Genomic DNA, 24,573 nt, shown 5'->3' with positions numbered 1-24,573 from the left:
GAGGAGGGGGGAGGCGGGCACGGTTCGTCGGCGCCGAGGTGGCGCGAGGGGGGCGACAGCTCGTCGGAGTGGCTGAGTTGGGCGCCCTGAAACGGGCTGAGCGGGGTACTCGCGCACACCGGACGGTCGGGGCGCCAGGGCACCGGCCGATCACAGGAACCGATACGGATGGGTGGTGATCTCCGTGACGAGCACGCAGCCGCACTACGCCGGACGCGACCACAGCGTGAACCGCTCCGGTCAGGAGCCGGTGAGTGAGCTGGTGCAGCGGGCCTCGCAGCAGTTGACGGAGTTGGTGCGTGGCGAACTGAGGCTGGCGCAGGCGGAGATGAAGGAGAAGGGCAGGCGCTACGGCAAGGGCGGCGGGCTGTTCGGCGGCGCCGGAGTCGTCGGCCTGCTCACCCTGCAGGCCCTGGTGGCCACGGTCATCGCGGCCCTGGCGGTGCCGCTGCCGGTGTGGGCCGCCGCCCTGATCGTCACCACGGCGCTGGGCGTCATCACTGCGGTCCTGGCCGTGACCGGGAAGAAGCAGGTCGGCCGGGCCTCGCCGCCCACACCCGAGCAGACGATCGAGAACGTGAAGGCCGACCTGGCCGAGATCAAGGAGAGTGCGCACCGATGACCAAGCCGACTCACGACGAGCGGACCACCCAGGGCACGGAGGAATTGCGCGTACAGCTCGAGCACAGCCGGGAGGAGCTGGGGCAGACGGTGGAGGCGCTGGTGGCCAGGACCGATGTCAAGGCCCGCGCCCAGGAGAAGGCGGCAGAGGTGAAGGAGCAGGCCGCGGCGAAGGCGGCCGAGGTGAAGGAGCAGGCCGCAGTGAAGGCGGCCGAGGTGAAGGAGCAGGCCGTGGTCAAGGCGGCCGAGGTGAAGGAGCAGGCCGCGGCGAAGGCCACCGAGCTGAAGGCCAAGGCCGCCGGTGTCGCGCATCAGGTGCAGGACAAGCTGCCCGACACGGTCAGGGACAAGGCCGCCCGTGCTGTCGGCGAGGCCCGCGCGCAGGCGTCACAGGCCGGGCGGGTGTGGGAGGAGAGGGCGCCCGAGCCGTTGCGGCAGAAGGCGGCCCAGGGCGCCCGCGCGGCACGGGACAAGCGCACCGTGCTGCTGGTGGCCGCCGCGGGCGCCGTGACGCTGTGGCTGGCCCGGCGCCGCGCAGGCCGTGGCGGGGGCGCCCGCTCGTGATGGCCCGCGGTCGGCCCACGGGGGAGCCGGGCCGTCCAGGCCCTGTCGTCACCGGTGGGGCGCGGATGCGTCGCGCGCCGCGTGGCGGTCGGGGCCGGGCGGCAGGAACACGACCCCGCGCCCCGAAGCGCCGCCCTACGCGGTTCCCGGCTGCGGCTGCGCCCGGCTTCCCCGGCTGTCCAGGTCACCCGCCCAGGGGCAGCATGGAGATACCGGAAGCCTGATTCAGGCGTGGATCGACGGCGGTACAGGGCGCCATGCCGCGCCGGCAGGCGGAGGGAGGTCCCGATGTCAGCCGAGCCCTTCAAGGTGGACGGCGACGAGTCCGGCCCCGGGCACCCCCGGCGGACCGGCCTGCTGGACGTGCTCAGTGTCGCGGCGGTGGTGCTGGACGAGAGCGGGCGCATCGTGTTCTGGAGCCCGCAGGCCCAGGAATTGTTCGGCTACACCCCGCAGGAGGCGCTCGGGCAGTTCGCGGCGCGGCTGCTGGTCGACCCGGAGCACTTCCAGACCGTGCTGAGCCTCTTCAGCGAGGTGATGGAGACCGGCCGGAGCTGGGCCGGTGCCTTCCCCGTCCGGCACAAGGACGGCGACACCCGGATGATGGAGTTCCGCAACATGCGGCTGTGGAACGACCGCGGGGAGATCTACGCCCTGGGGATCGCGGCCGACCACACCATCCTCCAGCGTCTGGAGACCGACCTGGCGCTGTGCGAGCGGCTGGTCAACCAGTCCCCGATCGGCCTCGCCCTGATGGACCCCGACCTGTGCTACCTCCTGGTGAACCCCGCCCTGGAGCGCATCGACGGCATTCCCGCCGAGGAGCACATCGGCCGGCATCTGCGGGAGACCGCGCCCTTCGCCGACGTCGACACCGTCGAGTCCGCCCTGCACCAGGTGCTGGCCACCGGCACCCCCCTCCTGGACCAGTACCACGTGGGCCGCACCCCCGCCGACCCCGAGCACGACCATGCCTGGTCCCTCTCCTTCTACCGCCTGGAGGACCCCGGCGGGCGCGTGCTCGGAGCCGCCACCTCGGTCGTCGACGTCACCGAGCGGCACCGCGCGGCCACCGAGGCGGACCGGGCCCGGCGGCGCCTCGCCCTCATCGCCGACGCCTCGGCCCGCGTGGGCAACACCCTGGAGGTGGAGCAGACCGCCCGCGAGCTGGCCGAGGTCGCCGCGCCCGAGCTGGCCGACGTGGTCGCCGTGGACATCCTCGACTCGGCCCTCGCCTTCCGCCGCACCGGCAAACTGGACAGCGGTCCGGAGCTGTTCCGCGCCCTGGCCCTCAAGGCGGCCCATGCGACCGTGGCGCTGCGCGCCGCCGACTCCCCCGGCGACCTCGCCGCCTACGACGGCGACCGGCTGGTCACCCTGTGCGTGCACACCGGCCGGCCGGTCCTGGTGCGCCACGTGGGCGAGCACGATCTGCGGCGCATCGCCCGCGACCCCGAGGGCACCACGCTGCTGGCGCGCGCCGGGGTCCACTCCTACCTCGCGGTGCCGCTGATCGCGCGCGGCGAGGTGCTCGGCGCGCTCGACCTCAAGCGCACCCGCAACCCGCTGCCGTTCGACGAGGACGACGTCATCCTGGCCACCGAGCTGGCCGGACGGGCCGCCGTGGCCATGGACAACGCCCGCTGGTACCAGAGCGTCCGCAACACCGCCCTCACCCTCCAGCGCAGCCTGCTGCCCGACCACGCCCCGCACCACACCGGCCTGGACCTCGCCACCCGCTACCAGCCCGCCCAGACCACCAGCGAGGTCGGCGGGGACTGGTACGACGTCATCCCGCTGACCGGCGACAAGACGGCGCTGGTCGTCGGCGACGTCATGGGCAACGGCATCGACGCCGCCGCCACCATGGGCCGGCTGCGCACCGCGACCTGCGCCTACGCGGACCTCGACCTCGCCCCCGAGGTCGTGCTCCAGCACCTCGACAAGATCACCTGCGATCTGGAGCACTACATCGTCACCTGCCTGTACGCGGTGTACGACCCCCACCTGAAGCTGTGCCGTATCGCCAACGCGGGACACCTGCCGCCCGCGCTGGCCCGCGCCGGCCGTGCCCCGGCGTTGCTGAACCTGCCCAGCGGGGCCCCGCTCGGCGTCGGCGGCATCCCCTTCGAGACCGCCACCACCGACCTGGACCCCGGTGACCTGCTGGTCCTGTACACGGACGGCCTGGTGGAGACCCGCCACCACTCCATCGACGACCGTCTGGACATGCTGCTCGCCCTCCTCGACCAGCCCCAGCGGCCCCTGGAGGAGACCTGCGACCTCCTGCTGCACGGCCTGCGCCACCCCGACGACCACGACGACGTCGCGCTCCTCGTCGCCCGCGCCCAGTAGGGCACGCGGACCGGCCGAACGGTCGAGGGGGTCCGCCCAACCGGAAGAGGCATGGAAAAGGGCCCCGGCTGAGGTCAGGTCGGCCGGGGCCCCTTCACCGGTCGCGTCACGGTCGCCGGGGCTCCCGCACGACCGCCACCTCGCCCGGTTCCACCGTCACCGAGCCGGGCGCCGGCTTGCCCGTCAGCAGCTCCACGGCGTCCTCGGCGACGGTCACCCGCGCGCCGCGGCCCGTGTGGTCGATGACGAACAGGTAGTCCGCGGACGGACCCCGCCGCCGGACGACCTCCACGCCCTCCGGGGCGGTCCGCACCGGCTCCACGCCCGCCTCGGTGCGGATGCGGGTCAGCAGGGAGCCGAGGGTGTCCGGGTCGGGCCGGGTCGCCAGGTACCAGGCGGTGCCCTCGCCGTGCGCGTGGCGCGTCACCGCGGGCACGCCCTTCAGGGGGCCCTCCTCGTACGACGACACGGCCTCGGCGCCCTCCAGGCGCAGCCGCTCCGACCACAGGGTCGCCGTCCCGCCGCCGCTCAGCGGCACCGACTCGTCCGGCAGCAGCGGGAACAGCTCGTCCGACCTGACGCCCAGCGCCTCACGGAAGGCCCCGGGGTAACCGCCCAGCCGGACATGGCAGTTCTCGTCCACCGCCCCGCTGTGGAAGCCCACCGCGAGGGTTCCGCCGCGCTCCGCGAACCCGGTGAGGTTCGCCGCGCCCGCGTCGTCGACCAGGTAGAGGCTGGGCGCCAGGACCAGGCGGTACGGCGACAGGTCCGCGTCGGGGCGGACGAAGTCGACGGCGACGCCCGCGCGCCACAGCGGCTCGTACCAGGCGCGGACCAGCTCCTCGAAGCGGACTTCGGCGCTGGGCTGGGAGGGGAGTTCCAGGGCCCAGCGGGCGTTGTAGTCCCAGACGATCGCGACCTCGGCGGTGCCGGTGCTGCCGCGCACCTCCGCGAGCGCCTTCAGGTCCGCGCCCAGGCGGACCACGTCCCGCCATATCTGGCTGTCCGTCCCCGCGTGCGGCAGCATCGCCGAGTGCCACTGCTCGGCGCCCGCCTTGGAGGCCCGCCACTGGAAGTAGGCGATGCCGTCGGCGCCGTGGGCGACGTGCGCGAGGGCGTTGCGGCGCAGCTCGCCCGGGCCCTTGGCGCGGTTGACGGGCTGCCAGTTCACGGCTCCGGTGGAGTGCTCCATCAGGAACCAGGGCCCGCGCGCCAACGAGCGCATCAGGTCACCGCTCAGCGCGATGTCGATGTGCGACTCGGGGTCCGTCGAGCGGAGGTAGTGGTCGTTCGAGACGACGTCCAGCTCCGGGACCCAGCGCCAGTAGTCCAGCGCATCGAAGCTGAAGTTCACCATGAAGTTGGTGGTGGCCGGGATCGAGGGGGCCGCCGCGCTGAGCACGTCCCGCTCCGCCGTGTACAGCGCCAGCAGCTCGTCGGAGCAGAAGCGGCGCCAGTCCAGCTGGTGGGCCGGGTTGGGGACGGCGCCCGTCGCGCGCGGGGGCAGGATCTCCTCCCAGTCGTAGTACCACTGGCTCCAGAAGGCGGTGCCCCAGGCGTCGTTGAGCGCCGCGAGGTCGTCGCCGTACTTGGCGCGCAGCCAGCCCCGGAAGGACGCCGCGCTCGTGTCGCAGTGGCACTCGGCGTTGTGGCAGCCGTACTCGTTGTGGACGTGCCACATCGCGACGGCCGGGTGGTCGGCGTACCGCTCGGCCAGCTTGCCCGCGATGCGCAGGGCCGCCGTCCGATAGGCGGGACTGGACGGGCAGAAGGTCTGCCGGCTGCCGTAGGACAGGGTGCGGCCGTCGCGGTCGACGGGCAGCGCCTCGGGATGGGCCCGGAAGAACCAGGCCGGCGGGGCCGCGGTGGGCGTGGCGAGGTCGGCGGCGATGCCGTTCTCGTGCAGCAGGTCGAGGATCCGGTCCATGCGTGAGAAGTCGTACACGCCCTCGACGGGCTCCAGCAGCGCCCAGGAGAAGATGCCGACGCTGACCATCGTGACCCCGGCCTCGCGCATCAGGCGCATGTCCTCGGCCCAGACCTCCTCGGGCCACTGCTCGGGGTTGTAGTCGCCGCCGTAGGCGATGCCGGGCAGGGACAAGCTGCGCTTCATCGGGCGCCCCTCGTGAGGAGACGGCGGGTCGTGGCCACGCCCCACGCGTCCAGGGACAGCAGACGGTCGCTGGAGGCCATCAGGCCCCCGGTGGCCTCGACATGGGCGGCCCAGCGTTCGCGGGTCTCCACGGCCGGACGCGCCATCAGGCAGTCGGGGTCGTTGATCCAGAGGCGGCCGTGCTGCCACTGGCGTGCCCGGCCGGTGAACTCGGCGGAGTCCTGCCCGGGCTGGCTGAAGTCGTCCGCCTCCGGGCGGCGGTGCGGGGCGGTGTCGGGGCTGACCCGCATCGCGTCGAACAGGCCGATGGACGGCAGGATCGGCGCGCCGCAGCCCAGCAGGTAGGCGTCCGGGCCGATGGCGTCACGGATCAGGGTGATCCCCGCCCGGTACCCCGTCAGCGGGTCGGCACCGGAGTGCCGTACGCCGTCCAGGGCGCCCGCGTAGAGGAAGTCGACCTTGAAGTAGTCGTAGCCCTCGCTGCGCAGGGTGGCGAAGACGTGCGTCAGGTACGCCGCCGCAGCCGGGTGGGTGGTGTCCAGGGCGTACAGGTCGTGGCCCCAGTTGTGGCCCGCGTGCACGGGCGCACCCTCGGTGTCCCGGACCAGCCAGTCGGGGTGGGCCGTGGCCGGCTCGCTGTCCGGGGCGACCAGGAACGGCGCCGTCCAGATGCCGGCCCTGCGGCCGCGCGCCCGGATCGTGTCGGCGATGCCGGCACGGGAGCGGAAGCGGCCGGAGAGGGTGAGCCAGTCACCGAGGGCGCTCTGGTAGCCGTCGTCGATCTGGACCACGTCGACGGGCAGGTCCAGGGTGTCCATCGCCCGCAGGTTCTCGTGGATGTCGTCCTCGGTGACCTCGGTGAAGTACTCGTACCAGGAGCACCACACGGTCGGCGCGGGGCGCGGCGGCGCCACGCCGAGACCGTCGGCCCACTCGGCGAGGACGGACTGGACGTCCGGGCCGGTCAGCTCCTGCACCGGCCCGTCCGCGCTCACCTCGGCGCGGTCGCCGTGCACCTCCAGCCGGATGGAGGGCACGGCGCGGTACGGGACGGTCGCCGCCCACAGCCTGACCGGCGTGCCGTCGCCCGGGTCGAGCGCCAGCAGCCCCTCGCCCTGGAAGGCGTCTGCGGGGACGGTGCGGCCGGGGCGGTAGCAGACGGTCGCCCAGTTGTCGTTCGCCGGGCGGTGCGGCTTCTCACCGAGGGCGTAGGCGCCGCTCGGGCTCCAGGACTGCCAGCCCTCCTCGTGGACCCGCGCCCGGGCGAGGTCCACGGGCACGGAGGCGAGCGGCGTGAAGGGGTGGTGCACAGTGCGTCTCTTCTCGGAAAAAAGGGTCGGTCAGCCCTTGTTGGCGCCCAGGGTCAGGCCGCTGACGAACTGGCGCTGGAGCACGAAGTACACGATCAGCGTGGGGATCGCGGTGAGCAGGGCGCCGGCGGCGACCAGGTTGGGGTCGGTGAAGTACTGCCCGGACAGGTTGTTCAGCGCCGAGGTGATCGGCATGTTGTCGCCGGTGGAGATCAGCACGATGGCCCAGAAGAAGTCGTTGTAGATCCAGATGGACAGCAACGTCGCCAGGGCCGCCATCGCGGGCTTGCACAGCGGCAGAACGATCTGCCAGTACATCCGCCACACCGACGCGCCGTCGACCAGCGCGGCCTCGGTCAGCTCGTGCGGCAGCATCCGCATGTAGTTGCTCAGCACGAAGGCGCAGAAGCCGGACTGGAACGCCACGTGGATGAGGACCAGACCCAGCGCGGAGTCGTACAGCTTGCCGCTGACCGTGATGCCCGGCAGGTCGATCAGCAGGTACATGCGGTACAGCGGGGTGATGATGACCTGCTGCGGCAGCAGGTTGCCCGCCGTGAAGACCAGCAGCAGGGCGATGTTGAAACGGAAGTCGAAGCGGCTGACGTAGAACGCGACCATCGACGACAGCAGCAGCGTCAGCAGCACGGCCGGGACCGCAATGATCAGCGTGTTGCCGAAGTAGTGCATCATGTCGGACTGCTCGAACGCGTTCGTGAAGTTGTCGAAGCTCAGCTTGTCCGGCCAGGAGACGTAGCCCTTGGTGCTGGTCTCCGAGTACGGCCGCAGGGCCGCGAAGACCGCCCACAGCAGCGGTCCGAGCCAGGCGAGCGAGGTGACGACGAGGAACGCGTGCAGCAGGACCCGGGCCGGGCGGAGGGGGGTGCGCTGCTTGGCGACGAGCGCGACGGTGGGGGTGCTCATGCGCGCCGCTCCTTCCGGAAGGTCGCGATCAGGTACGGGATGATGACCGCGAGGGAGATGACCAGCAGGACGACGGCGATCGCGGAGCCGTATCCGATCCGGCTGGACTCGCCGATGATGTTGTTGGTGATCAGGATCGACAGCAGCTCGGTGCCCTGAGCGCCCTTGTTGAAGACGAACACCAGGTCGAAGGCGCGCAGGGCCTCGATGATGGTGACGACCAGGACGACGGTGTTGGTGGGCCGCAGGGTGGGGAAGATGACGTTCTTGAACGTCTGCCACTCGTTCGCGCCGTCGAGCGCGGAGGCCTCCCGCAGGGACGGGTCGACGCCCTTCAGACCGGCCAGGTAGAGGATCATCATGTAGCCGGTGTGCCGCCATGAAGCGGCGACCAGGACGGCCCACAGGTTGAGGTGCGGGTTGCCGATCCAGTCGATGTAGTGGCCGGGCTTGTTGGCCCCGACGAGGCTGTTGATCAGGCCGGTGTCGGGGTTGTAGACGAGCTGCCAGACGAACCCGGTGACCGCCAGCGACACCACGACCGGCAGGAAGAACGCCGTCTGGTAGATGCGGGTGAAGCGGATCTTCTTGTCCAGTTGCACGGCCAGGAAGAGCCCGAACGGGGTCGGGATCAGGATGAGCACGACGAACCAGATGATGTTGTGCTCGACGGCCGGCCAGAACTGCGGGTTGTCGGTGAACAGCTGCTTGAAGTTCTGCAGCCCGACCCACTTGATCGAGTCGAACCCGATGCCGTCCCAGGTGGTGAAGGCCAGTGCGATCGAGGCGAGCGCCGTGACCCACACCAGTGCGACGTGCAGGATCGTGGGAACGCCCGCCATCAGACCCAGGGTGACGCGGTCGCGGCGGGTGAGCAGGCGGTTGTGTCCCTGCGGGGCGCGCTTCTTCTTCTGGGCGGGCGCGCCGCCCGGAGGCGGCACGGCGGCCGCCTCCGGGTTCTGGATACCGGTTTCGGTGCTCATGAGGACGCGAAGATCGTCTTCTTCTGGCGCTCGATGGACGACAGGATGCTGTCCACGCCCTTGGGGTTACGGACGAAGTTCTGCAGCGCGGGCTGCATCACCGTGGAGGTGAAGTCCGGGCGGCTGTCGCGGTCCATGAACTGCGTCAGGTTCTTGGCGCCCGAGATCATCGTGTACGCCTTCTTCTGCAGCGCCGTGTACGAGGAGGTGTCGGCCTTGCTGGAGGCGGCCACCACGCTCGGGTCGGACTTGAGGTAGATCGCCTCGGCCTCCGGGGTGCCCAGGTACTCGAGCAGCTTCACGGCACCCGCGTGGTTCTTCGGGCTCTTGCTGAGCATGAACCCGTCGGTCGGCGCCTCGACGGTGTCCTGGCCGTACGCGGAGTTGATCTCCGGGAAGGCGAAGAAGTCGAGGTCGTCCACGTCGGCCTTGTTGGTGAACTGCTGCGCCACGAACGAGCCCAGCAGGTACATGCCCGCCTTCTTGGACACCAGGGTCTGCGCGGCGTCCTGCCAGGTGCGGCCCACGGCGCCGTCCTGGTGGTAGGGCAGCAGCTCGGCCCAGTGGTCGAAGACGGCCTTCACCTTGGCATCGGTCCACGACTCCTTGCCCGCCATCAGGGACTTGTGGAAGTCGTAGCCGTTGAGGCGGAAGTTGATCTGGTCGAAGGTGCCCATCGCGGGCCAGGCGTCCTTGTCGCCGAACGCGATCGGGACCAGGTTGTCCTTCTTCATCTGCTTGCACAGCGCCACGAGTTCGTCCCACGTGGTGGGGACCTTGTAGCCGTGCTGCTGGAAGACGCTCTTGCGGTAGAAGATCGCCCACGGGTACGTGTACAGCGGAACGAAGTAGTACTTGCCGTCCTCGCCCTTGCTGAGCTGCTTCATCGCGTCGGGGAAGTTCCCGCCGATGGTCTGCCACACGTCGTCGATCGGGGAGGCGAGACCCTTGGCCGCGAAGAACTGCATGCGGTAGCCGGCGAACCAGGTGAACACGTCGTCCGGCGTGCCCTGCAGGTAGGAGTTGATCTGCTCCTGGAACGTGTTGTGGTCCTTGGTGTTCACCGCGACCTTGATGCCCTCCTTCTTCTGGAAGGCCGCGTAGATGTCGGCGAACGCCTTCTTCGGCACCGCGTCCGAGGAGTTGGAGCCCAGGCTGACGGTCTTGGAGTCACCACCCGAACCACTGCTGCCGGCGCAGGCGCTCAGCAGCGGAACGGCCGCGCTCAGCGCTGCGGCGCCGCCTATCCCGCGCAGCAGGGTGCGGCGGCTCGGGCCGGGAAGGGACAGACCGGAGGGTGAGTGATGCATTGACGGCTCCTGAGGGCAGTGGGTCCCGGCTGGCTCCGATCGAGGGGTCAGAAACGATCAGAATCCAACTTGACCAAACATCGTGGGCGTCATAAGACGCGAATGTCCGCTCATACGTCAAGAGCCACCGGGGGCCGTTTTTGAAACGTGACCGACACGTCTTTGATCGGTAGCGCTTACACCGGGCCACCTCAAGGACAGCTTCTGGCAAAGAAAGTAAACAGGTTCACACAGCACTTATCGACGGGCCACGGTGGATCCGGTGGTTCCGCTAGCCGATCCGCACCGTCTTCGAGACCGTGACCTGGTCGATGTCGCTCGTGCGGACCGTCGCCCTCATCGTCCACCGGCCCGGCAACGGGAGGTTGAGGGTGTCGGTGGCCCAGTAGCCGCCCCGGTTGGTCAGCCTGGCGTCGAGCGGGCCGACGTCGCGGCCCTCGAGCGTGAAGGTGAGCCGTAGTTCCGGGACCGTCGCGATGCCGCCGTCGGGCCCGAAGATCAGCGCCTGGACACCGTTCTCGCCCACCCGGCCGGGCGTCAGCTCGATCTGCACCTTGCCGTGCCCGCCGGGGGTGCCCACGTCGAAGGGGATCACCGTGGCGGAGCCGAGGGGCGGTTCGGCGGCGGCCGTCGACGCCGCCGCCTCCTCCGCCGCCCGGCCCGGCTGGGTGCCGGTGAGCAGGGTGGTGAGCGCCAGGACGACCAGCCCGAGGGAGATCTCGGCGAGCACGGAGCGGCGCAGGGCCTGGAGGTGGGGCGCGCGGGCGCCGTCTCCCGGCGCGGGACCCGCCGGTGGGTCCCGAGGGTCTGTGTCCGTGTCCGTGTCCGTCCGCACGTCCACGGCGTCCCGTACGCCCTGTACGCCCCCTGCGTGCGAGGCGTCCTGCACGCGCGCGGCATCCCGTACGTGGGCGGCGTCGGCGTCCCCCGAGGCGGCGCCCACCGTCTCCGGCACCCGCTCCGGCGGTGCCGCCGGAACCTCCGCCGCCGGAACCGCGAGCCGTGCCGTGAAGCGGCGGGAGCAGGCCGCCGCCGTGAGCAGCAGGACGACCCCGGCCAGCTTGGCGACGAGCAGCCTGCCGTACGGCGTCGAGGTGAGCGCGTCGAGGGAACCGAGGCCCCGCCATGACTGGTAGGCACCGGTGGCGGCCAGGACGGCCACCGCGGCGAACGCCAGCCGCGAGAAGCGGGCGACCGCGGGGGCGGGCAGTTCCCCGGGCGTCCGTTGCACCACCGTCACCAGGGCCGTGAGCCCGCCCAGCCACACCGCCATCGCCAGCAGGTGCAGCACGGTCGAGGTCATCGCGAGCGGCACCTGGATCCCGGCGGACGCGTGCTCCGCCACCGCCCAGGTCAGGGCCAGCGCGAGCGACAGAAGGCTCACGATCGCGAACCGGAGACGGCCGGAACCCGCCGTGCCACGCCCGTCGGCCGGTGCGCGCAGCACCCCGGCCCGCGCCGCGACCGGTGCCGCCACCGCCAGCAGCGCCACCCGCACGAGCAGCGCGAGACCCGGGCGGCTCGTCGCCGTCTCCCGCAGCACCGTGAGGTCGAAGGCCGCCGCCGGGCCGCTGCCGCGCTCGTACGGACCCCGGAGCAGCAGCAGGGCGAGCGTGGCCGCGAGCAGCGTCCACCAGCCGCCCACGACCAGTCCGCGCGGCGCCGCCACGCCGGTGACCATCGCGAACGCGGTGGCGCCGAGCAGCAGTGCGAGGCCGCCGTAGGCGATGTAGCGGGCCGTGTTGTACAGCGCCGTGGAGGCGGCGTCCTGGACCTCGTCGTCCGGCAGGGCGGCCGTGGTCGCCGAGCGCTTGCCGACGGAGAAGGTGAGCGCACCGGAGACCGGATGACTGTCGGCCGACACCACCCGCCAGGCCACGATGTACGTGCCCTGCTTCAGGTCCGGCAGCGTGACCCGCGCCGTGTCCGAGCGACCGTCCGCATGTTCCTGTTTGCCGGTGTGCACCCGGCGGTTCTCCGGATCGAACACCCGGATGGAGTTGTCCAGCAGACCGACCGACTCGGTGAAGGTGAGGGTGACGGCCTCCGGCGCCGTCTTCAGCACACCGCCGTCCGCCGGGTCGGTGCCCTTCAGCGCGGCGTGCGCGGAGGCCGAACCGGCACCCGTGAGGAGCAGCAGGGGGGCGACGAGCAGGACGAGGGCGAGGTGCCGCAGCCGCCTCCCGTGCCGGTCCGCGCCCCGACTCCCCCCGTCCACATGTCCTCCGCCCACGTCACGTCTCCCGTATCGCCGGTTCCGGGTCTCGGTTACGTACGGACGCGGCGCGCCCTGTTCTCATCGGCGGGTGGCGTGATCCCGGCCGCCGAAGGCCGAGTCGCCCATCATCTCCGGGAGCCGTGTCACCAGGTGGGCCGGGCCGACACCCCGCCGTCCACCACCAGGTCGTGGCCCGTGATCCAGGAGGCGAGGGGCGAGGCCAGGAACACACAGGCGTCGCCGATGTCCTCCGGGCGCCCCAACCGGCCGGACGGCGCCGCCTGTTGCCAGCGGCGCACGCCTTCCGGCCAGTCCTCCGCCAGGCCAGGCCGGTCGACGAGGCCGGGGGAGACGGTGTTGACGCGGATGCCGTACGGCCCGTACTCGAGGGCCGCCGAGCGCGCGTGCATCACGACGGCCGCCTTGGAGGCGCAGTAGTGGGCGTGCAGCGGGGCCGGATGCGTGGCCTCGACGGAGGCGATGTGGGTGACGGTGCCGCCGCCCGCGCCGCGCATCACCTCCACGGCCGCCTGCGTGCACGCGAACACGCCCGTGAGGTTGGCGTCGACCACGGCCCGCCACTCGGCGGCCGTCATCCCGGCCAGCCCCTGCACCGGCTGCACCCCCGCGTTGTTGACCAGCGCCGTCAGCCGCCCGCCGCCCCACTCGGCGGCCTCGGCCACCAGACGCCGGCATTCCTCCTCCACGGTCAGGTCCGCCCGGAGCACGACCGCCCGGCCCCCCGTGTCCCGGATGCGGGCGGCCACCTCGTCCGCGGCCCCGACCGACGTACGGCAGTGGACGGCGACCACGGCACCCTCCTCGGCGAACCGCAGCGCGATCCCGCGCCCGATGCCGCCGCCCGCCCCCGTCACCAGGGCCACCTGCCCTTCCAGCAGCCCGCTCACGGCCGGCACAGCTCCGCGATCCGGGCCGCCTCGGCCGGGTAGCGCGCGGTGAGTTCGGCCGCGTCGCCGTGCTCGTACGCCTCGTCGGTGAAGCCCGGCGCCATGGTGCACCCGAAGAGCGTCCACGAGCCGCCCGCGGCGACCCGGCCGCCCATCCAGGTGCCCGCCTCCACGGTGAACTGCACGAACTGGCCGCCGAGGACGTCCGGGCCGAGTACGGCCGTGCGGGCGCCGCCGTCCGGGGCGAGGAGCAGCAGCTCCAGCGGGTCGCCGAGGTAGTGGTGCCAGACCTCGTCGGCCGGGAGGCGGTGCAGGGCCGAGTAGCCGTCGGGGGCGGCGGTCAGCAGGGCCACGATGGCGGTGCCCTCCGGCCGCCCGTCCGCCCGGGCCGGTCCCGTCCAGGTCCTGCGGAACAGCCCGCCCTCACGCGGGATGGGCTCCAGTCCGTAGTGGGCGATGAGATCGTCAGGCGTCACGGCAGCAGGCTAGTGCCGCGCCGGCGTCGCGCCCCGGCTGCGGTCCCCGCGCCGCCGGGCGACCATCGGGTCATGGACGTCACCCTTCACCTCGCCCAGGATCCCGAGGCCGACGCGCTCCTCGGGCGCAGTCCGCTCGCCGCGCTGATCGGGATGCTGCTGGACCAGCAGGTTCCGATGGAGTGGGCGTTCAAGGGACCGTGGACCATCGCGCGACGACTGGGCACCGACGACCTCGACGCGCACGACATCGCGGCCCAGGACCCGGAGGCCTTCGCGGAACTGCTGTCGCGCAAGCCCGCGGTGCACCGTTACCCGGGGTCGATGGCACGGCGGATCCAGCAGCTGTGCCAGTACCTCGTGGAGCACTACGACGGGGCCCCCGAGGCCCTGTGGGCCGACACCGACAGCGGACGGGAACTGCTCGGGCGGCTCCAGGACCTGCCCGGCTTCGGCAAGCAGAAGGCGCAGATCTTCCTCGCGCTGCTCGGCAAGCAACTCGGCGTACGGCCCGAGGGGTGGCGGGAGGCCGCGGGTCCCTACGGAGAGGCCACGTCGTTCCGGTCCGTGGCCGACATCACCGGGCCCGAGTCACTGGCCAAGGTCCGGGCGCACAAGCAGGAGATGAAGGCGGCGGCGAAGGCCGCGAAGGGCAATCGGTAGCAACCGGCAGGCGTCAGTCGGTCGGACCGTCCGGGGTGGCGGGGCGCCCGCACCCGTTCCCAGCATGGATCATGACCGACGCACCGACCGGGCCCCCTGGTGGCCCGGAATACGACGACCGTCACGTCCACGCCGCACGCGGCACGCACGCGACGAGACCGGCGTGGGACCTGCAGGAGCCGCCCTTCGAGGGGCCGTTGCACGTCCTCGCCCGTACCGCCTGGCAGGTCGTGCTGCTCACCGGTGTCGCGTCGCTGATCCTCGGCGTCCTGGTCCTCGTCTGGCCGGGCCCGTCCCTGCTCGCCGCCGGGGTCCTCTTCGGCGTGTACCTGCTCGCCAGCGGTGTGTTCCAACTGGCCGCCGCCTTCGGCACCCACAAGACCACCTCGCTGCGCGTCCTGGCCTTCGTCAGCGGCGCCCTGTCGATCCTGCTGGGTCTGTTCTGCTTCCGCAGCCGCCTGGAGTCGGTCCTGCTGCTCGCACTGTGGATCGGGATCGGCTGGCTGATCCGCGGAATCACCCAGACCATGGCCGCCGCCCACGATCCGGCGGTGCCCGCGCGCGGCTGGCAGATCTTCCTCGGCGTCGTGACCTTCATCGCCGGGATCGTGCTGATCGTCTCGCCGTTCCCGACGATCGCCGTGCTGACCCTCGTCGCCGGGTGGTGGCTGGTGGCGGTCGGCATCGTCGAGATCGTCACGGCGGTTCGGATCCGTGGCGGTACGCGGCGGATCCCGCGCACCCTGTGAAGATCACATGGTGATTCAGTGATGATCACATGGAGAACGTCAACCACTCGCCCGGCCGGTACACCGTGCGAGCGGTTCTCGGGTCCGGCACGATGAAGGACGTGCGTCCGACGGGGAGATGACCCCATGTGAGCCACGCACCGCACCCCCCACGCACCGCTCGGCGGTATGCCTGGCTCAGGGTGCTCGTGGCGCTCGTCAGCCTCCTCGTGGCAGGCGCGTACACCGAGGCGGTGGAGGCCGACTCCGCCCCCGCGTCCGCGGTCCAGGCGTGCGACGCGGACTACGACGTCCTCGCGCCCGCGCCGCGGACCGCGACCCTCCAGGGGCCCCGCACCGTCACGCCGCTGCGACCGGGGCCGCAGGCCGCCCCCGCGCCGTCCGGCCCGGACGACCTGCCTCCCGCCCCCGCCCGGACGTCGCGCTCGGCCGCACTGCACGCCCTGCGCACCGTGGTCCTGCGCTGCTGACAGGTCCGGCCCGCCCGGAACCGTCACACCACCAGCAACGCGAGGAACCCTTACATGCTCATCGACCCCTACGCGGTCCTGCACGCCCTGGTGCGCGCCGAGGCCCTGCGCAGCACGAAACCGAAACCGGAACCCGAGCCGGAGCCCGACGCGGTGGACCCGTCCACCCCGGCGATCCCGCCGGAGCGGGACCGCGAGCGACGGCCGTGGACCCGTCCGCATCCGTGACCCATGACAGCGGCCGCCCCCGGCGGGGCGGCCGCGCCACTTCCCGCACACATAGCGAACCCTCTCCCTTTTTGCCCCGTTTACCGCATCTTTTCCGAGGGCGCACTCCGTCGCCATGGCTGCGCCCGGAACGTGTCGACCGGTAGGCTTTCCGTGTGATCTTCAAGCGCATCGGAAACGGCCGGCCGTACCCCGACCACGGCCGGGAGAGCACCCGGCAGTGGGCGGACGTCGCGCCGCGCCCGGTCCGCCTCGATCAGCTGGTGACGACCAAACAGCAGCTCGACCTGGAGACCCTGCTCGCCGAGGACTCGACGTTCTACGGCGACCTCTTCGCGCACGTCGTGAAGTGGCAGGGCGACCTGTACCTGGAGGACGGCCTGCACCGCGCGGTCCGCGCGGCGCTGCAGCAGCGCCAGGTGCTGCACGCACGGGTGCTCGAACTCGACTGACTCCTCCGCGAGACGGCCCCTGGGCGGCCCCGGTCCGCTTCCGCCGTCCGCGGGCCGTACGGACGCCTGTTGACCCTTTCGGGTTGGACTCCGGGCGTCTGATGATCATCTAGTAGGCATTGCTGCCCGGGCGCACTACGCTGCGCCCATGAGCATGCTGACTCCCCCTGGCATGGGTGGCCAGTACCGGATCACGGGGGACAAGTACCCGCGGATGCGCCCGCCCCGGCGCCGCGGCAGGCTCGTGGTCGCCATCGTCGCCTCCGTGGCCGCCATCGGGCTGATCGGCTGGGGAACCCTGCAGCTCATCGACGTCTTCACCGGAGGCAGCGGCAGAACGTCGGCGTCCGGCCCCAAGGCGGACTGCGCCGGCAAGGTGAGCGCGTCGCCCGCCGCCGCCAAGGCCCTGCCGGAGCCGGGGCGGATCACGGTCAACGTCCTCAACGCCACGGAACGCAGCGGCCTCGCCAAGGAGACCGCGGACGAGCTGAAGAAGCGCGGCTTCCACATCGGCACCGTGGGCAACGCGACGCAGCAGTACGACAAGAAGGTCAAGGGCGTCGGGATACTGCTCGGCCCGAAGGCCTCCCTGCACAGCGCGCTGCCGGTTCTCGCCACCCAGCTGGCGGGCGCCGACCAGCGCACGGACGCCCGCACGGACGCGTCCCTCGACCTGATCCTCGGCGACGGCTTCAAGTCCCTGACGGCCAAGCCGGACGCGGACAAGGCCCTGGCGGCCCTGACGAACCCGACGCCGACGGCGTCGCCGGGCAGCACCGGCAAGAAGAGCTGCTGAGGTTCTTCCGGGCCCGGCCCCGGCCCCGGGCAACCGCACCGGCCGCCGTCCCTGGTCCCCGGTTCCGTGCGGTGCGGCCGTGCGGCCTCGTGCGGAGACCGCACGGCCGGTCCGGGGCTGTTCCGGGGCCGTGCCGCCCCTACGTTCCCTACTCGGCCGCCCCGTACAGCCGGTCCCCGGCGTCCCCGAGGCCCGGAACGATGTAGCCGTGCTCGTTCAGGCGCTCGTCGACCGCGGCCGTCACCACCGTGACCGGCGTGCCCGCCAGTTCGCGTTCCATGACCTCGACGCCCTCCGGAGCGGCCAGCAGCACCACGGCCGTCACATCGTCCGCGCCGCGCTTGATCAGCTCCTGGATCGCCGCGACGAGCGTGCCGCCGGTCGCGAGCATCGGGTCCAGGACGTACACCTGCCGCCCCGAGAGGTCCTCCGGCATGCGTGTCGCGTACGTGGAGGCCTGGAGGGTCTCCTCGTTGCGGATCATGCCCAGGAAGCCCACCTCGGCGGTCGGCAGCAGCCGCACCATGCCGTCCAGCATGCCGAGCCCGGCGCGCAGGATCGGCACGACCAGCGGGCGCGGACGCGACAGCTTGACGCCGGTGGTCGTGGCGACCGGCGTCTCGATCTCGATCGCCTCGGTGCGCACGTCCCGCGTCGCCTCGTAGGCGAGCAGGGTGACGAGTTCGTCGGCCAGCCGACGGAAGGTCGCGGAGTCGGTGCGCCGGTCGCGCAACGTGGTGAGCTTGTGGGCGACCAGGGGGTGGTCGACGACATGGAGACGCATGCCCCCACAGTAACCGGGCCACCGCGTCCGTCCGGACCTGGCATCGAACCCCCCATCAGAGGGAAAGTGGGAGGAACGGAACAGGGGTGGTGTGACGATGCCGGACCAGGAGTCCCCCGACGAGCCGGAGGCACAGGAGTCGGACGCCGAGCGCAGGCGGCGCCGCGCCAGGTTCCTGCGTGAACTGGCGGAGGCACGGGAGCTGCGCGCCCGCGTCCAGCCCCGCCGCGCCAAGGCCGCACGGCTGCGTCACGCCATGCGTATGCGCACCTTCCGCTGGTAGCGACGCGGCCGCCGCGGGGGTGGTCGTGCGGCCACACCGGCGAAGGCCGCGTACGATCCGCAGGTGGCGGCAACGAGTGCGCTGGTGAGTGGACCGCTCTGCTCGAGTGCTCGCGATCAAAACAGCCAGACACAGGGAGCCGAAGACGTCCCCTGAACGCCTTGTTTCTGCCACGATTCCGAGTGGGTGGGGCTCGGAGCCCAGCTCTCTCCGCCCAGAACCTCCGCCGGGGGGACCCCCAACCGGCACACCTATGACCAGTGGGAGAGTCACGGTGTACTTCGCCGCACTGCTCGCGCGCACCGAAGACGGGTGGGAAGCGAGCGACACAGAGCTCGACGATGTGGAGACGCTGTCCGACCTGGCCGACCTGGCCCGGGAAGCCTCGGCCGACGACGACACGGTGCTCGTCCTGATCGAGCAGGAGGACGCGTGGTTCGGCGTCGTCCGCGTGGACGGCGAGGACGACCCTCGTATCTACGTCTCGGACGCCGCTGCCGCAGCCCGCAGTTCGTACGGCGAGATCCTGCTCACCGACGAACTGCTCGGAAGGGAGCCCGGCGACGACGGTCCGGACCTGGACTCCCTCGACCTCGACGGCACGGAGGACGGTGAGCCCGAGGACGCCGACGACGAGGACGCGACCGGTACGGACGCCGCCGTGCCGCACGGCCCCGTGGGAGACAGCGAGATCCTCGACGACCTCGGTGTCTCCGAGAAGGAGTTGCGCGCCCTGGACGCCGACGACGCGCTCAACGCGATCGCCGAGGCGCTGGGTGCCTCGGAGGTCCTGGAGACCGTCCGCTAGGTGTGCGGGTGACCGAGGACCGGGCGCCGGCCCCCGACCCGGTGCGCGACCGCTGGCGGGCCGCCATGCGTCTTGCCCTGGACGAGGCGGCGCGGGCCGTCCAGGGCGGTGACGTGCCCGTCGGTGCCGTCGTGCTGTCCCGGGACGGCTCGGTGCTGGCCACCGGTCACAACGAGCGCGAGGCGACGGGCGATCCGTCGGCCCACGCGGAGATCGTCGCGCTCCGCCGGGCCGCGGCTGCGCTCGGCGAGTGGCGGCTGCCCGGCTGCACGCTCGTCGTCACCCTGGAGCCCTGCACCATGTGTGCCGGCGCGGTGCAGCAGTCCCGGGTGGAGCGGCTGGTCTACGGTGCGCGCGACGAGAAGGCGGGCGCGGTCGGGTCGCTGTGGGACCTGGTGCGCGACCGGCGCCTGAACCACCGCCCGGAGGTGATCGCCGGTGTGCTCGCGGACGACTGCGCACGGCTGCTGACGGACTTCTTCCGGGTCCGCTGAGCCCCGCCCCGGGCGATGCCCGGAAACGGATTTCAGACCACGGCCCACCTTGGGGTAGGGTCTCCCTCGGTAGCGTGTCCGAGCGGCCGAAGGAGCTCGCCTCGAAAGCGAGTGTGGCGCAAGTCACCGAGGGTTCAAATCCCTCCGCTACCGCTGAAGAAGGGCCCCGCCGTCGGTGGGGCCCTTCGTCGTGTGCGCCGGTCGTGCACAAGGGGTAGCACGCGCCTCGATCTGCGCAGGGGACCGGACGTATCCATGCGGCACGAAGCCCCGGCGTGCCGCTCAGTGCGCCGGGGCTTCGGCCCGCCCCCTGGAGCGGGGCGGCGGCCTCGGGGGAACAGGGCGCCGTCCCCTCCCATGAGGACACGGGCGTCGGGGCCGCCTCGCGGCTCGGGGACCTCGCGGTGCGGGTCCCAGCCGGGTCCGGTCACCCGGTCCGGTCCTCCCTGCCCTCCCGGCCCTGCCGGTCCGGTGGGCTCCTCTCCATCCTCCGGTTTCACGAGGCCCCGGCAACCCGGCCGAACGGCCCCTCCCCCCGGGCCATTGGTCCCGAAGTCCCCGTACGGACAGGAACGGGTGAGGACATGGTGCATACGTGATCTTTTGCGAAGCCCCGAACACCTGGCCGGGTTACACTCACCCGCGGCGAACCGGCCCCTCGGGGCGGAAGAGACGGGGGAGGCCACGGTGGCGGTACCGGGAAAGAAGATCGCGTTCTACGTGCTCGTGGTCTTCGTGCTTTATGTGATCATCACCGATCCGGCCAAGGCCGCCGACTACGTGCAGATAGGGTTCGAAGGCATCTCGAGCGCCGCCAAGGCCATCGGCCACTTCATGACCTGGCTCGCCGACGGCGCCAAGTAAGGCCCCCTCAAGGCCCCGCACGAACCGCCGGCCGGCGGCCGCCGCCGTTGCCGTACCCCTGGGAGCACCCGTGATCCGCCACCTGGTCCTCTTCAAGCTCAACGAGGGCGTCCAGCGCGACGACCCGCGCGTCGTGGAGGGCGTCCGCGCCTTCGAGGCCCTCGGCGGCCTGATCGACGAGCTCCGCTTCTGGGAGCTGGGCTGGAACATCAGCGACCGCCCCGTCGCCCACGACTTCGCGATCAACTCGGCGGTGGACGACACGGACGCCCTCAAGCGCTACCTGGAACACCCGGCGCACCAGGCGGGCGTCGCCCTGTGGCGCGAGTTCGCCACTTGGGTGATCGCCGACTACGAAATCTGAGCGACACCGCCCACCGATTCCGGGCGACACAAGCGACGGAGCCCTCCACCGGAACAGTGGAGGGCTTTCCTGCGTCTTGTGCCCCAATCTCTGCCCCCGCCCCTCTCTCAACACGGAGTTATGCGGTGCTTGCGCACAGTGTCCATTTCTTGTGATGCTATGACCGCTTTTGACGGTGAGTTGACAGATGCGTTGACGGATGAAGAGGTGGCGTTGACCGTGTCGGCCAGTACTGCGCCGCCCCAGGAGGACGAGGCTCCGGCCCCGTCCTCCGACCGGCATCCGGCATCCGGCACGGACCCCGCCCACGCCCACGCGACCGAACCGACCCCCGGCCCCGATCCCGCCCCCGCCCACCCACAGGAAGCCGCCAGACGCCGCGGCGCCGACACCCGGGCCCTCACTCAGATGCTCTTCGCCCAGCTCAAGGAGCTGGAACCCGGCACCCCGGAGCACCACCGCGTGCGTGGCGCGCTCATCGAGGCGAACCTCCCCCTCGTCCGCTACGCCGCCGCCCGCTTCCGCTCCCGCAACGAGCCCATGGAGGACGTCGTCCAGGTCGGCACCATCGGCCTGATCAACGCCATCGACCGCTTCGACCCCGACCGCGGCGTGCAGTTCCCGACCTTCGCGATGCCCACCGTCGTCGGCGAGATCAAGCGCTACTTCCGCGACAACGTCCGCACCGTCCACGTCCCGCGCCGGCTGCACGAGCTGTGGGTACAGGTCAACAGCGCCACCGAGGACCTGACGACGGCGTACGGACGCTCCCCCACCACCGCCGAGATCGCCGAGCGGCTGCGCATCTCCGAGGACGAGGTGTTGTCCTGCATCGAGGCGGGCCGCTCGTACCACGCGACCTCCCTCGAGGCCGCCCAGGAGGGCGACGGACTCCCCGGCCTGCTCGACCGGCTCGGCTACGAGGACCCCGCCCTCGACGGCGTCGAGCACCGCGACCTCGTACGGCATCTGCTCGTCCAGCTGCCCGAGCGCGAGCAGCGGATCCTGCTGCTGCGCTACTACAGCAACCTCACCCAGTCCCAGATCAGCGCCGAACTGGGTGTCTCCCAGATGCATGTGTCAAGGCTCCTGGCGCGGAGCTTTGCGCGTCTGAGATCCGCAAACAGGATCGACGCATAACTCACGCGAGCGAATCACCCGCAAGCGCCCTTCCCGACAACTCTGCGCTGAAAAACCCTCAGAACCCTTCCAACCAGGGCGCATTCGCGTTTCACATGTCGACATGTCACTACAGCGTGTTGCCGACATGTGACATTCTTCCGGGAGCGCGTTTGCCGCGGCCTCGCGACCGGTATTTCAGGGGAGGCTGCGTTCCTACGACGGGAGCGTCCGCCGCGACCGTCCCGCGACCCAAAGGGGGTGGCATGTCCGCAGACCAGGGCAGCTCGAAGGTGCTCACGCTCATGCAGAGCGACTCCGCGCCCGACGTGCTCCAGGACCTTCAGGCCCCTCAGGACCTCCCGGGTGCCGAGACCCTTCCCGCCCAGGACCTCCCGGGCGCCGAGGCTCTTCCGGCCCCCGAGGCCCCGGACCTTCCGTCCACGGAGGGCATCGACACCCGCACCCTGTCCCGCTCCCTGTTCCTGCGGCTCGCCGCACTCGACGAGAACAGCCCGGAGCGTGCCTACGTCCGGGACACGCTCATCGAGCTCAACCTCCCGCTCGTCCGGTACGCGGCGGCCCGCTTCCGCAGCCGTAACGAACCGATGGAGGACATCGTCCAGGTCGGCACGATCGGCCTGATCAAGGCGATCGACCGCTTCGACTGCGAGCGGGGCGTGGAGTTCCCGACCTTCGCGATGCCGACGGTCGTGGGCGAGATCAAGCGGTTCTTCCGGGACACCTCCTGGTCGGTGCGGGTGCCGCGCCGCCTCCAGGAGCTGCGCCTGGCCCTCACCAAGGCCAGCGACGAGCTGTCGCAGAAGCTGGACCGCTCCCCGACGGTCACCGAACTGGCCTCCGCGCTGGGTGTGTCGGAGGAGGACGTGGTCGACGGCCTCGCGGTCGGCAACGCCTACACGGCGTCCTCGCTGGACTCCCCGACCCCCGAGGACGACGGCGGCGGCGAGGGCTCGCTCGCGGACCGGCTCGGCTACGAGGACTCGGCCCTGGAGGGTGTGGAGTACCGCGAGTCCCTCAAGCCGCTGCTGGCCAAGCTGCCGCCCCGTGAGCGGCGGATCATCATGCTCCGCTTCTTCGCGAACATGACGCAGTCGCAGATCGGCGAGGAGGTCGGCATCTCCCAGATGCACGTCTCCCGCCTCCTGACCCGCACGCTGGCACAGCTGCGGGAGGGCCTGATCTCGGACTGAGCCACCGCGCAGCCCTCGGCGGTGGCGCGCTGTCGTGCGCTGCCCTCCGTCCTGGCCGGCCTGCGTCGCAGCGACTCGTCGACGGCACAGGCCGACCGGTACCCGCTTGAGACGGCGGCCTGCTTCGGGAGCGGGTCGTCGGTACGGTGCGGAACATTCGGCGGCACCGCTGGTTCACCGGGGCCTCGGCCGCAGTGGCCGCGTCCGCGAGCGGCCCGCGACCGACGGGACGGACGGCACCAGGTGGACGGGGCAGGCCCGTGTGCCACACCGGGGCTTCCGAATTGACGGACTGTCAGCCACACTGGCGCGATGCTTCCAGCGACGTGGTTGCGGGGCCGTCAGGGGCTCGTGGTCGGGGCGTCGGCGGTCGCCGTCTGCCTGGGCGGGATTCTGGCCGCGGGTACCGGCGGCGCGGACGGTGAGGCATACGTGGCGGTCGGCCCCGCGGGCGGCGGCCCTCCGGCGTCCGGTCCGGCGGTGGCGCCGACCGGGGACGTGACAGTAGCCCCCCTCGACGGGCCGTCCGGGACCGGGACCGCCGGGAACAAGACCTCCGGGACCAGGAGTCCGGGCATCCCGGACTCCCGCGCAAGCGCCTCTGCGGCAGCCGGTGACGGCCCGGCCCCGAGCCCGACAGCCGTGCGGGAAACGGCCGGTGCGGCCATCCAGACCGGCACCGGTACCAAGTCGCCCGCGCCCGGCCCCGTTTCACCCTCTCCCACGCCGACCACTCCTCGCCCCACACCGAGTGGACCCGCGGTGCTCACCGCGGGCCGACCCGAGCGGCAGCCCACCGACCACCGCTGGTGCGAGAACGTGACCGTCCTCTTCCGCAACACCGGCGGCACCCCGGTGCGTTCGGGCACGGTGACCCTCGGAACGCACGTCATCGGGGCACTCGGGACCGACTGGGCGACGATGGAGTCCACGGAGGCGCTGCCCGCGCCGATCGCCGCCGGGGCGTCGGTGAAAGGGACCTGGACGGTGTGCGTCGAGGCCATGGGGGTCCCCCCGCGCGAGCGAAGTCGAGCGTGGGGGGGGGTACCGCTCGGGATGCACGTCGAGACGCGGGACGTGACCGTCCGGTGGATGTAGCGGAGGTGCGGGCGTCGGCCTACTTCAGCGCCAGCCAGGCCACCGCGGCGACGATCGCGACGGCGACCACGACGCCGACGATCAGGCCGATGCGGGGGCCGGCCGGAGCGGCCGCCTGCTGCCGGCCCTGAGGGGCCGCCTCGTCGACGAACGCGCGGAACATCTGCGTGCTGCCAGCGGGGTCGTAGTTGCCCTGGGGGCCCTGGGTGTTAGCCATGGCCCCGGACCCTAGCGAATACGTGGGGTACTGCCCAAGTGAGGGTTCTGTGAGTGGCTCCGTGCGGGGGCCTGCCGCGAGGCCGTTCACAGCCGTGCCACAGACAGGCACCCCCCGCCACCTGCACATTTACTTTCGCCAACGCTTGCCTTTGCCAAGTTTTTAGCCCGGAGAGACTCGTTTCATTT

27 protein-coding genes and 1 tRNA gene are annotated in these 24,573 nt (G+C 71.6%); 18 read left to right on the top strand and 10 right to left on the bottom strand.

Annotation, left to right across the window (positions count from 1 at the left end; all coding sequences use genetic code 11):
• Positions 1–250: 250 nt before the first annotated feature.
• From SY2F82_RS27230 to SY2F82_RS27220, 3 genes are all read left to right on the top strand, one after another.
• The gene (locus tag SY2F82_RS27230) at positions 251–622 is read left to right on the top strand and encodes a phage holin family protein (protein ID WP_236041828.1); all 372 of its coding nucleotides are present in this window, start codon (positions 251–253) and stop codon (positions 620–622) included.
• A complete protein-coding gene (locus SY2F82_RS27225; RefSeq protein WP_200421772.1) occupies positions 619–1,185 on the top strand; it encodes a DUF3618 domain-containing protein in 567 nt (188 codons plus the stop codon). Before SY2F82_RS27230 ends, SY2F82_RS27225 begins: the two co-directional genes overlap by 4 nt.
• A 288-nt stretch (positions 1,186–1,473) precedes the next feature.
• Positions 1,474–3,540, top strand: coding sequence for a SpoIIE family protein phosphatase (locus SY2F82_RS27220; protein ID WP_200421771.1), 2,067 nt, complete (start codon positions 1,474–1,476; stop codon positions 3,538–3,540).
• Between the two features lie 106 nt (positions 3,541–3,646).
• On the opposite strand, the gene SY2F82_RS27215 is transcribed toward SY2F82_RS27220, so the two are convergent.
• The 8 genes from SY2F82_RS27215 to SY2F82_RS27180 all read right to left on the bottom strand — a co-directional run bounded on the left by SY2F82_RS27215 (position 3,647) and on the right by SY2F82_RS27180 (position 13,782).
• Positions 3,647–5,653 (bottom strand): beta-galactosidase, encoded by a 2,007-nt coding sequence (locus tag SY2F82_RS27215; RefSeq protein ID WP_200421770.1) that lies wholly within the window; start codon positions 5,651–5,653, stop codon positions 3,647–3,649.
• Positions 5,650–6,963, bottom strand: coding sequence for a glycoside hydrolase family 36 protein (locus tag SY2F82_RS27210; protein WP_200421769.1), 1,314 nt, complete (start codon positions 6,961–6,963; stop codon positions 5,650–5,652). Before SY2F82_RS27210 ends, SY2F82_RS27215 begins: the two co-directional genes overlap by 4 nt.
• A gap of 30 nt (positions 6,964–6,993) precedes the next feature.
• Positions 6,994–7,887 carry a carbohydrate ABC transporter permease gene (locus SY2F82_RS27205; protein ID WP_200421768.1) on the bottom strand — a complete coding sequence of 298 codons (894 nt, stop codon included), beginning with the start codon at positions 7,885–7,887 and terminating at the stop codon, positions 6,994–6,996.
• A complete protein-coding gene (locus tag SY2F82_RS27200) occupies positions 7,884–8,870 on the bottom strand; it encodes a carbohydrate ABC transporter permease (protein WP_200421767.1) in 987 nt (328 codons plus the stop codon). Before SY2F82_RS27200 ends, SY2F82_RS27205 begins: the two co-directional genes overlap by 4 nt.
• Positions 8,867–10,180, bottom strand: a complete 1,314-nt coding sequence (locus SY2F82_RS27195; protein ID WP_200421766.1) for an ABC transporter substrate-binding protein — start codon at positions 10,178–10,180, stop codon at positions 8,867–8,869. The genes SY2F82_RS27200 and SY2F82_RS27195 overlap by 4 nt, the downstream gene beginning before the upstream one ends.
• A 271-nt stretch (positions 10,181–10,451) precedes the next feature.
• Complete coding sequence (locus SY2F82_RS27190) at positions 10,452–12,398, bottom strand: copper resistance protein CopC (RefSeq protein WP_236041819.1); 1,947 nt, start codon at positions 12,396–12,398, stop codon at positions 10,452–10,454.
• Positions 12,399–12,541: 143 nt separating this feature from the next.
• A complete protein-coding gene (locus SY2F82_RS27185; protein ID WP_200421765.1) occupies positions 12,542–13,315 on the bottom strand; it encodes an SDR family NAD(P)-dependent oxidoreductase in 774 nt (257 codons plus the stop codon).
• Positions 13,303–13,782 carry a cupin domain-containing protein gene (locus tag SY2F82_RS27180; RefSeq protein ID WP_200421764.1) on the bottom strand — a complete coding sequence of 160 codons (480 nt, stop codon included), beginning with the start codon at positions 13,780–13,782 and terminating at the stop codon, positions 13,303–13,305. Before SY2F82_RS27180 ends, SY2F82_RS27185 begins: the two co-directional genes overlap by 13 nt.
• Positions 13,783–13,854: 72 nt before the next feature.
• Here SY2F82_RS27180 and SY2F82_RS27175 point away from each other — a divergent pair, with 72 nt between their 5' ends.
• The 6 genes from SY2F82_RS27175 to SY2F82_RS27150 all read left to right on the top strand — a co-directional run bounded on the left by SY2F82_RS27175 (position 13,855) and on the right by SY2F82_RS27150 (position 17,140).
• Positions 13,855–14,445 (top strand): HhH-GPD-type base excision DNA repair protein, encoded by a 591-nt coding sequence (locus SY2F82_RS27175; RefSeq protein WP_200421763.1) that lies wholly within the window; start codon positions 13,855–13,857, stop codon positions 14,443–14,445.
• A gap of 71 nt (positions 14,446–14,516) precedes the next feature.
• Complete coding sequence (locus SY2F82_RS27170; protein WP_200421762.1) at positions 14,517–15,194, top strand: HdeD family acid-resistance protein; 678 nt, start codon at positions 14,517–14,519, stop codon at positions 15,192–15,194.
• Between the two features lie 128 nt (positions 15,195–15,322).
• Positions 15,323–15,664 carry a hypothetical protein gene (locus SY2F82_RS27165; protein WP_200421761.1) on the top strand — a complete coding sequence of 114 codons (342 nt, stop codon included), beginning with the start codon at positions 15,323–15,325 and terminating at the stop codon, positions 15,662–15,664.
• A 54-nt stretch (positions 15,665–15,718) separates the two neighbouring features.
• Positions 15,719–15,892, top strand: coding sequence for a hypothetical protein (locus SY2F82_RS27160; RefSeq protein ID WP_200421847.1), 174 nt, complete (start codon positions 15,719–15,721; stop codon positions 15,890–15,892).
• A 155-nt stretch (positions 15,893–16,047) separates the two neighbouring features.
• Entirely contained in the window at positions 16,048–16,344 is a 297-nt protein-coding gene (locus tag SY2F82_RS27155) for a type II toxin-antitoxin system VapB family antitoxin (protein ID WP_004943146.1), read from the top strand.
• A 148-nt stretch (positions 16,345–16,492) separates the two neighbouring features.
• A complete protein-coding gene (locus tag SY2F82_RS27150; protein WP_236041818.1) occupies positions 16,493–17,140 on the top strand; it encodes a LytR C-terminal domain-containing protein in 648 nt (215 codons plus the stop codon).
• 148 nt (positions 17,141–17,288) lie between these two features.
• On the opposite strand, the gene upp is transcribed toward SY2F82_RS27150, so the two are convergent.
• Positions 17,289–17,924 (bottom strand): uracil phosphoribosyltransferase, encoded by a 636-nt coding sequence (upp, locus tag SY2F82_RS27145; protein ID WP_200421760.1) that lies wholly within the window; start codon positions 17,922–17,924, stop codon positions 17,289–17,291.
• Between the two features lie 97 nt (positions 17,925–18,021).
• Between upp and SY2F82_RS27140 the strand changes: the two genes are divergently transcribed.
• The 9 genes from SY2F82_RS27140 (at position 18,022) to SY2F82_RS27100 (ending at position 24,168) form a co-directional block, all read left to right on the top strand.
• The gene (locus SY2F82_RS27140; protein ID WP_200421759.1) at positions 18,022–18,207 is read left to right on the top strand and encodes a hypothetical protein; all 186 of its coding nucleotides are present in this window, start codon (positions 18,022–18,024) and stop codon (positions 18,205–18,207) included.
• 274 nt (positions 18,208–18,481) lie between these two features.
• On the top strand, positions 18,482–19,015 hold the full coding sequence (locus tag SY2F82_RS27135) for a hypothetical protein (RefSeq protein ID WP_200421839.1): 534 nt from the start codon (positions 18,482–18,484) through the stop codon (positions 19,013–19,015).
• A 65-nt stretch (positions 19,016–19,080) separates the two neighbouring features.
• Positions 19,081–19,509: a tRNA adenosine(34) deaminase TadA gene (gene tadA / locus SY2F82_RS27130; RefSeq protein ID WP_200421838.1), complete on the top strand. Its 429-nt coding sequence runs from the start codon at positions 19,081–19,083 to the stop codon at positions 19,507–19,509.
• Between the two features lie 68 nt (positions 19,510–19,577).
• Positions 19,578–19,662 (top strand) — tRNA-Ser (locus tag SY2F82_RS27125).
• Between the two features lie 534 nt (positions 19,663–20,196).
• Positions 20,197–20,373, top strand: a complete 177-nt coding sequence (locus SY2F82_RS27120; RefSeq protein ID WP_200421758.1) for a hypothetical protein — start codon at positions 20,197–20,199, stop codon at positions 20,371–20,373.
• A 70-nt stretch (positions 20,374–20,443) separates the two neighbouring features.
• The gene (locus SY2F82_RS27115; RefSeq protein ID WP_200421757.1) at positions 20,444–20,737 is read left to right on the top strand and encodes a Dabb family protein; all 294 of its coding nucleotides are present in this window, start codon (positions 20,444–20,446) and stop codon (positions 20,735–20,737) included.
• Between the two features lie 159 nt (positions 20,738–20,896).
• Positions 20,897–21,877 (top strand): RNA polymerase sigma factor SigF, encoded by a 981-nt coding sequence (locus SY2F82_RS27110; RefSeq protein ID WP_200421756.1) that lies wholly within the window; start codon positions 20,897–20,899, stop codon positions 21,875–21,877.
• A gap of 245 nt (positions 21,878–22,122) precedes the next feature.
• The gene (locus SY2F82_RS27105; protein WP_200421755.1) at positions 22,123–23,070 is read left to right on the top strand and encodes an RNA polymerase sigma factor SigF; all 948 of its coding nucleotides are present in this window, start codon (positions 22,123–22,125) and stop codon (positions 23,068–23,070) included.
• 312 nt (positions 23,071–23,382) lie between these two features.
• Positions 23,383–24,168: a hypothetical protein gene (locus tag SY2F82_RS27100; protein WP_200421754.1), complete on the top strand. Its 786-nt coding sequence runs from the start codon at positions 23,383–23,385 to the stop codon at positions 24,166–24,168.
• A 19-nt stretch (positions 24,169–24,187) separates the two neighbouring features.
• On the opposite strand, the gene SY2F82_RS27095 is transcribed toward SY2F82_RS27100, so the two are convergent.
• Entirely contained in the window at positions 24,188–24,385 is a 198-nt protein-coding gene (locus tag SY2F82_RS27095) for a hypothetical protein (RefSeq protein WP_103844211.1), read from the bottom strand.
• Between the last annotated feature and the right edge of the window lie 188 nt (positions 24,386–24,573).

The sequence above is a fragment of the Streptomyces sp. Y2F8-2 genome, from assembly GCF_014905555.1.
GTDB lineage: Bacteria > Actinomycetota > Actinomycetes > Streptomycetales > Streptomycetaceae > Streptomyces > Streptomyces cynarae.
This window is presented reverse-complemented; position numbering and strand designations above follow the sequence as displayed.

What these genes read in the sequence shown, in the direction of transcription:
- upp (WP_200421760.1), bottom strand. Translation starts at nt 17,924, where the DNA reads ATGCGTCTCCATGTCGTCGACCACCCCCTGGTCGCCCACAAGCTCACC.
- SY2F82_RS27095 (WP_103844211.1), bottom strand. Translation starts at nt 24,385, where the DNA reads ATGGCTAACACCCAGGGCCCCCAGGGCAACTACGACCCCGCTGGCAGC.
- SY2F82_RS27170 (WP_200421762.1), top strand. Translation starts at nt 14,517, where the DNA reads ATGACCGACGCACCGACCGGGCCCCCTGGTGGCCCGGAATACGACGAC.
- SY2F82_RS27140 (WP_200421759.1), top strand. Translation starts at nt 18,022, where the DNA reads ATGCCGGACCAGGAGTCCCCCGACGAGCCGGAGGCACAGGAGTCGGAC.
- tadA (WP_200421838.1), top strand. Translation starts at nt 19,081, where the DNA reads ATGCGTCTTGCCCTGGACGAGGCGGCGCGGGCCGTCCAGGGCGGTGAC.
- SY2F82_RS27205 (WP_200421768.1), bottom strand. Translation starts at nt 7,887, where the DNA reads ATGAGCACCCCCACCGTCGCGCTCGTCGCCAAGCAGCGCACCCCCCTC.
- SY2F82_RS27105 (WP_200421755.1), top strand. Translation starts at nt 22,123, where the DNA reads ATGTCCGCAGACCAGGGCAGCTCGAAGGTGCTCACGCTCATGCAGAGC.
- SY2F82_RS27195 (WP_200421766.1), bottom strand. Translation starts at nt 10,180, where the DNA reads ATGCATCACTCACCCTCCGGTCTGTCCCTTCCCGGCCCGAGCCGCCGC.
- SY2F82_RS27110 (WP_200421756.1), top strand. Translation starts at nt 20,897, where the DNA reads ATGACCGCTTTTGACGGTGAGTTGACAGATGCGTTGACGGATGAAGAG.
- SY2F82_RS27225 (WP_200421772.1), top strand. Translation starts at nt 619, where the DNA reads ATGACCAAGCCGACTCACGACGAGCGGACCACCCAGGGCACGGAGGAA.
- SY2F82_RS27160 (WP_200421847.1), top strand. Translation starts at nt 15,719, where the DNA reads ATGCTCATCGACCCCTACGCGGTCCTGCACGCCCTGGTGCGCGCCGAG.
- SY2F82_RS27175 (WP_200421763.1), top strand. Translation starts at nt 13,855, where the DNA reads ATGGACGTCACCCTTCACCTCGCCCAGGATCCCGAGGCCGACGCGCTC.
- SY2F82_RS27220 (WP_200421771.1), top strand. Translation starts at nt 1,474, where the DNA reads ATGTCAGCCGAGCCCTTCAAGGTGGACGGCGACGAGTCCGGCCCCGGG.
- SY2F82_RS27100 (WP_200421754.1), top strand. Translation starts at nt 23,383, where the DNA reads ATGCTTCCAGCGACGTGGTTGCGGGGCCGTCAGGGGCTCGTGGTCGGG.
- SY2F82_RS27150 (WP_236041818.1), top strand. Translation starts at nt 16,493, where the DNA reads ATGAGCATGCTGACTCCCCCTGGCATGGGTGGCCAGTACCGGATCACG.
- SY2F82_RS27215 (WP_200421770.1), bottom strand. Translation starts at nt 5,653, where the DNA reads ATGAAGCGCAGCTTGTCCCTGCCCGGCATCGCCTACGGCGGCGACTAC.
- SY2F82_RS27200 (WP_200421767.1), bottom strand. Translation starts at nt 8,870, where the DNA reads ATGAGCACCGAAACCGGTATCCAGAACCCGGAGGCGGCCGCCGTGCCG.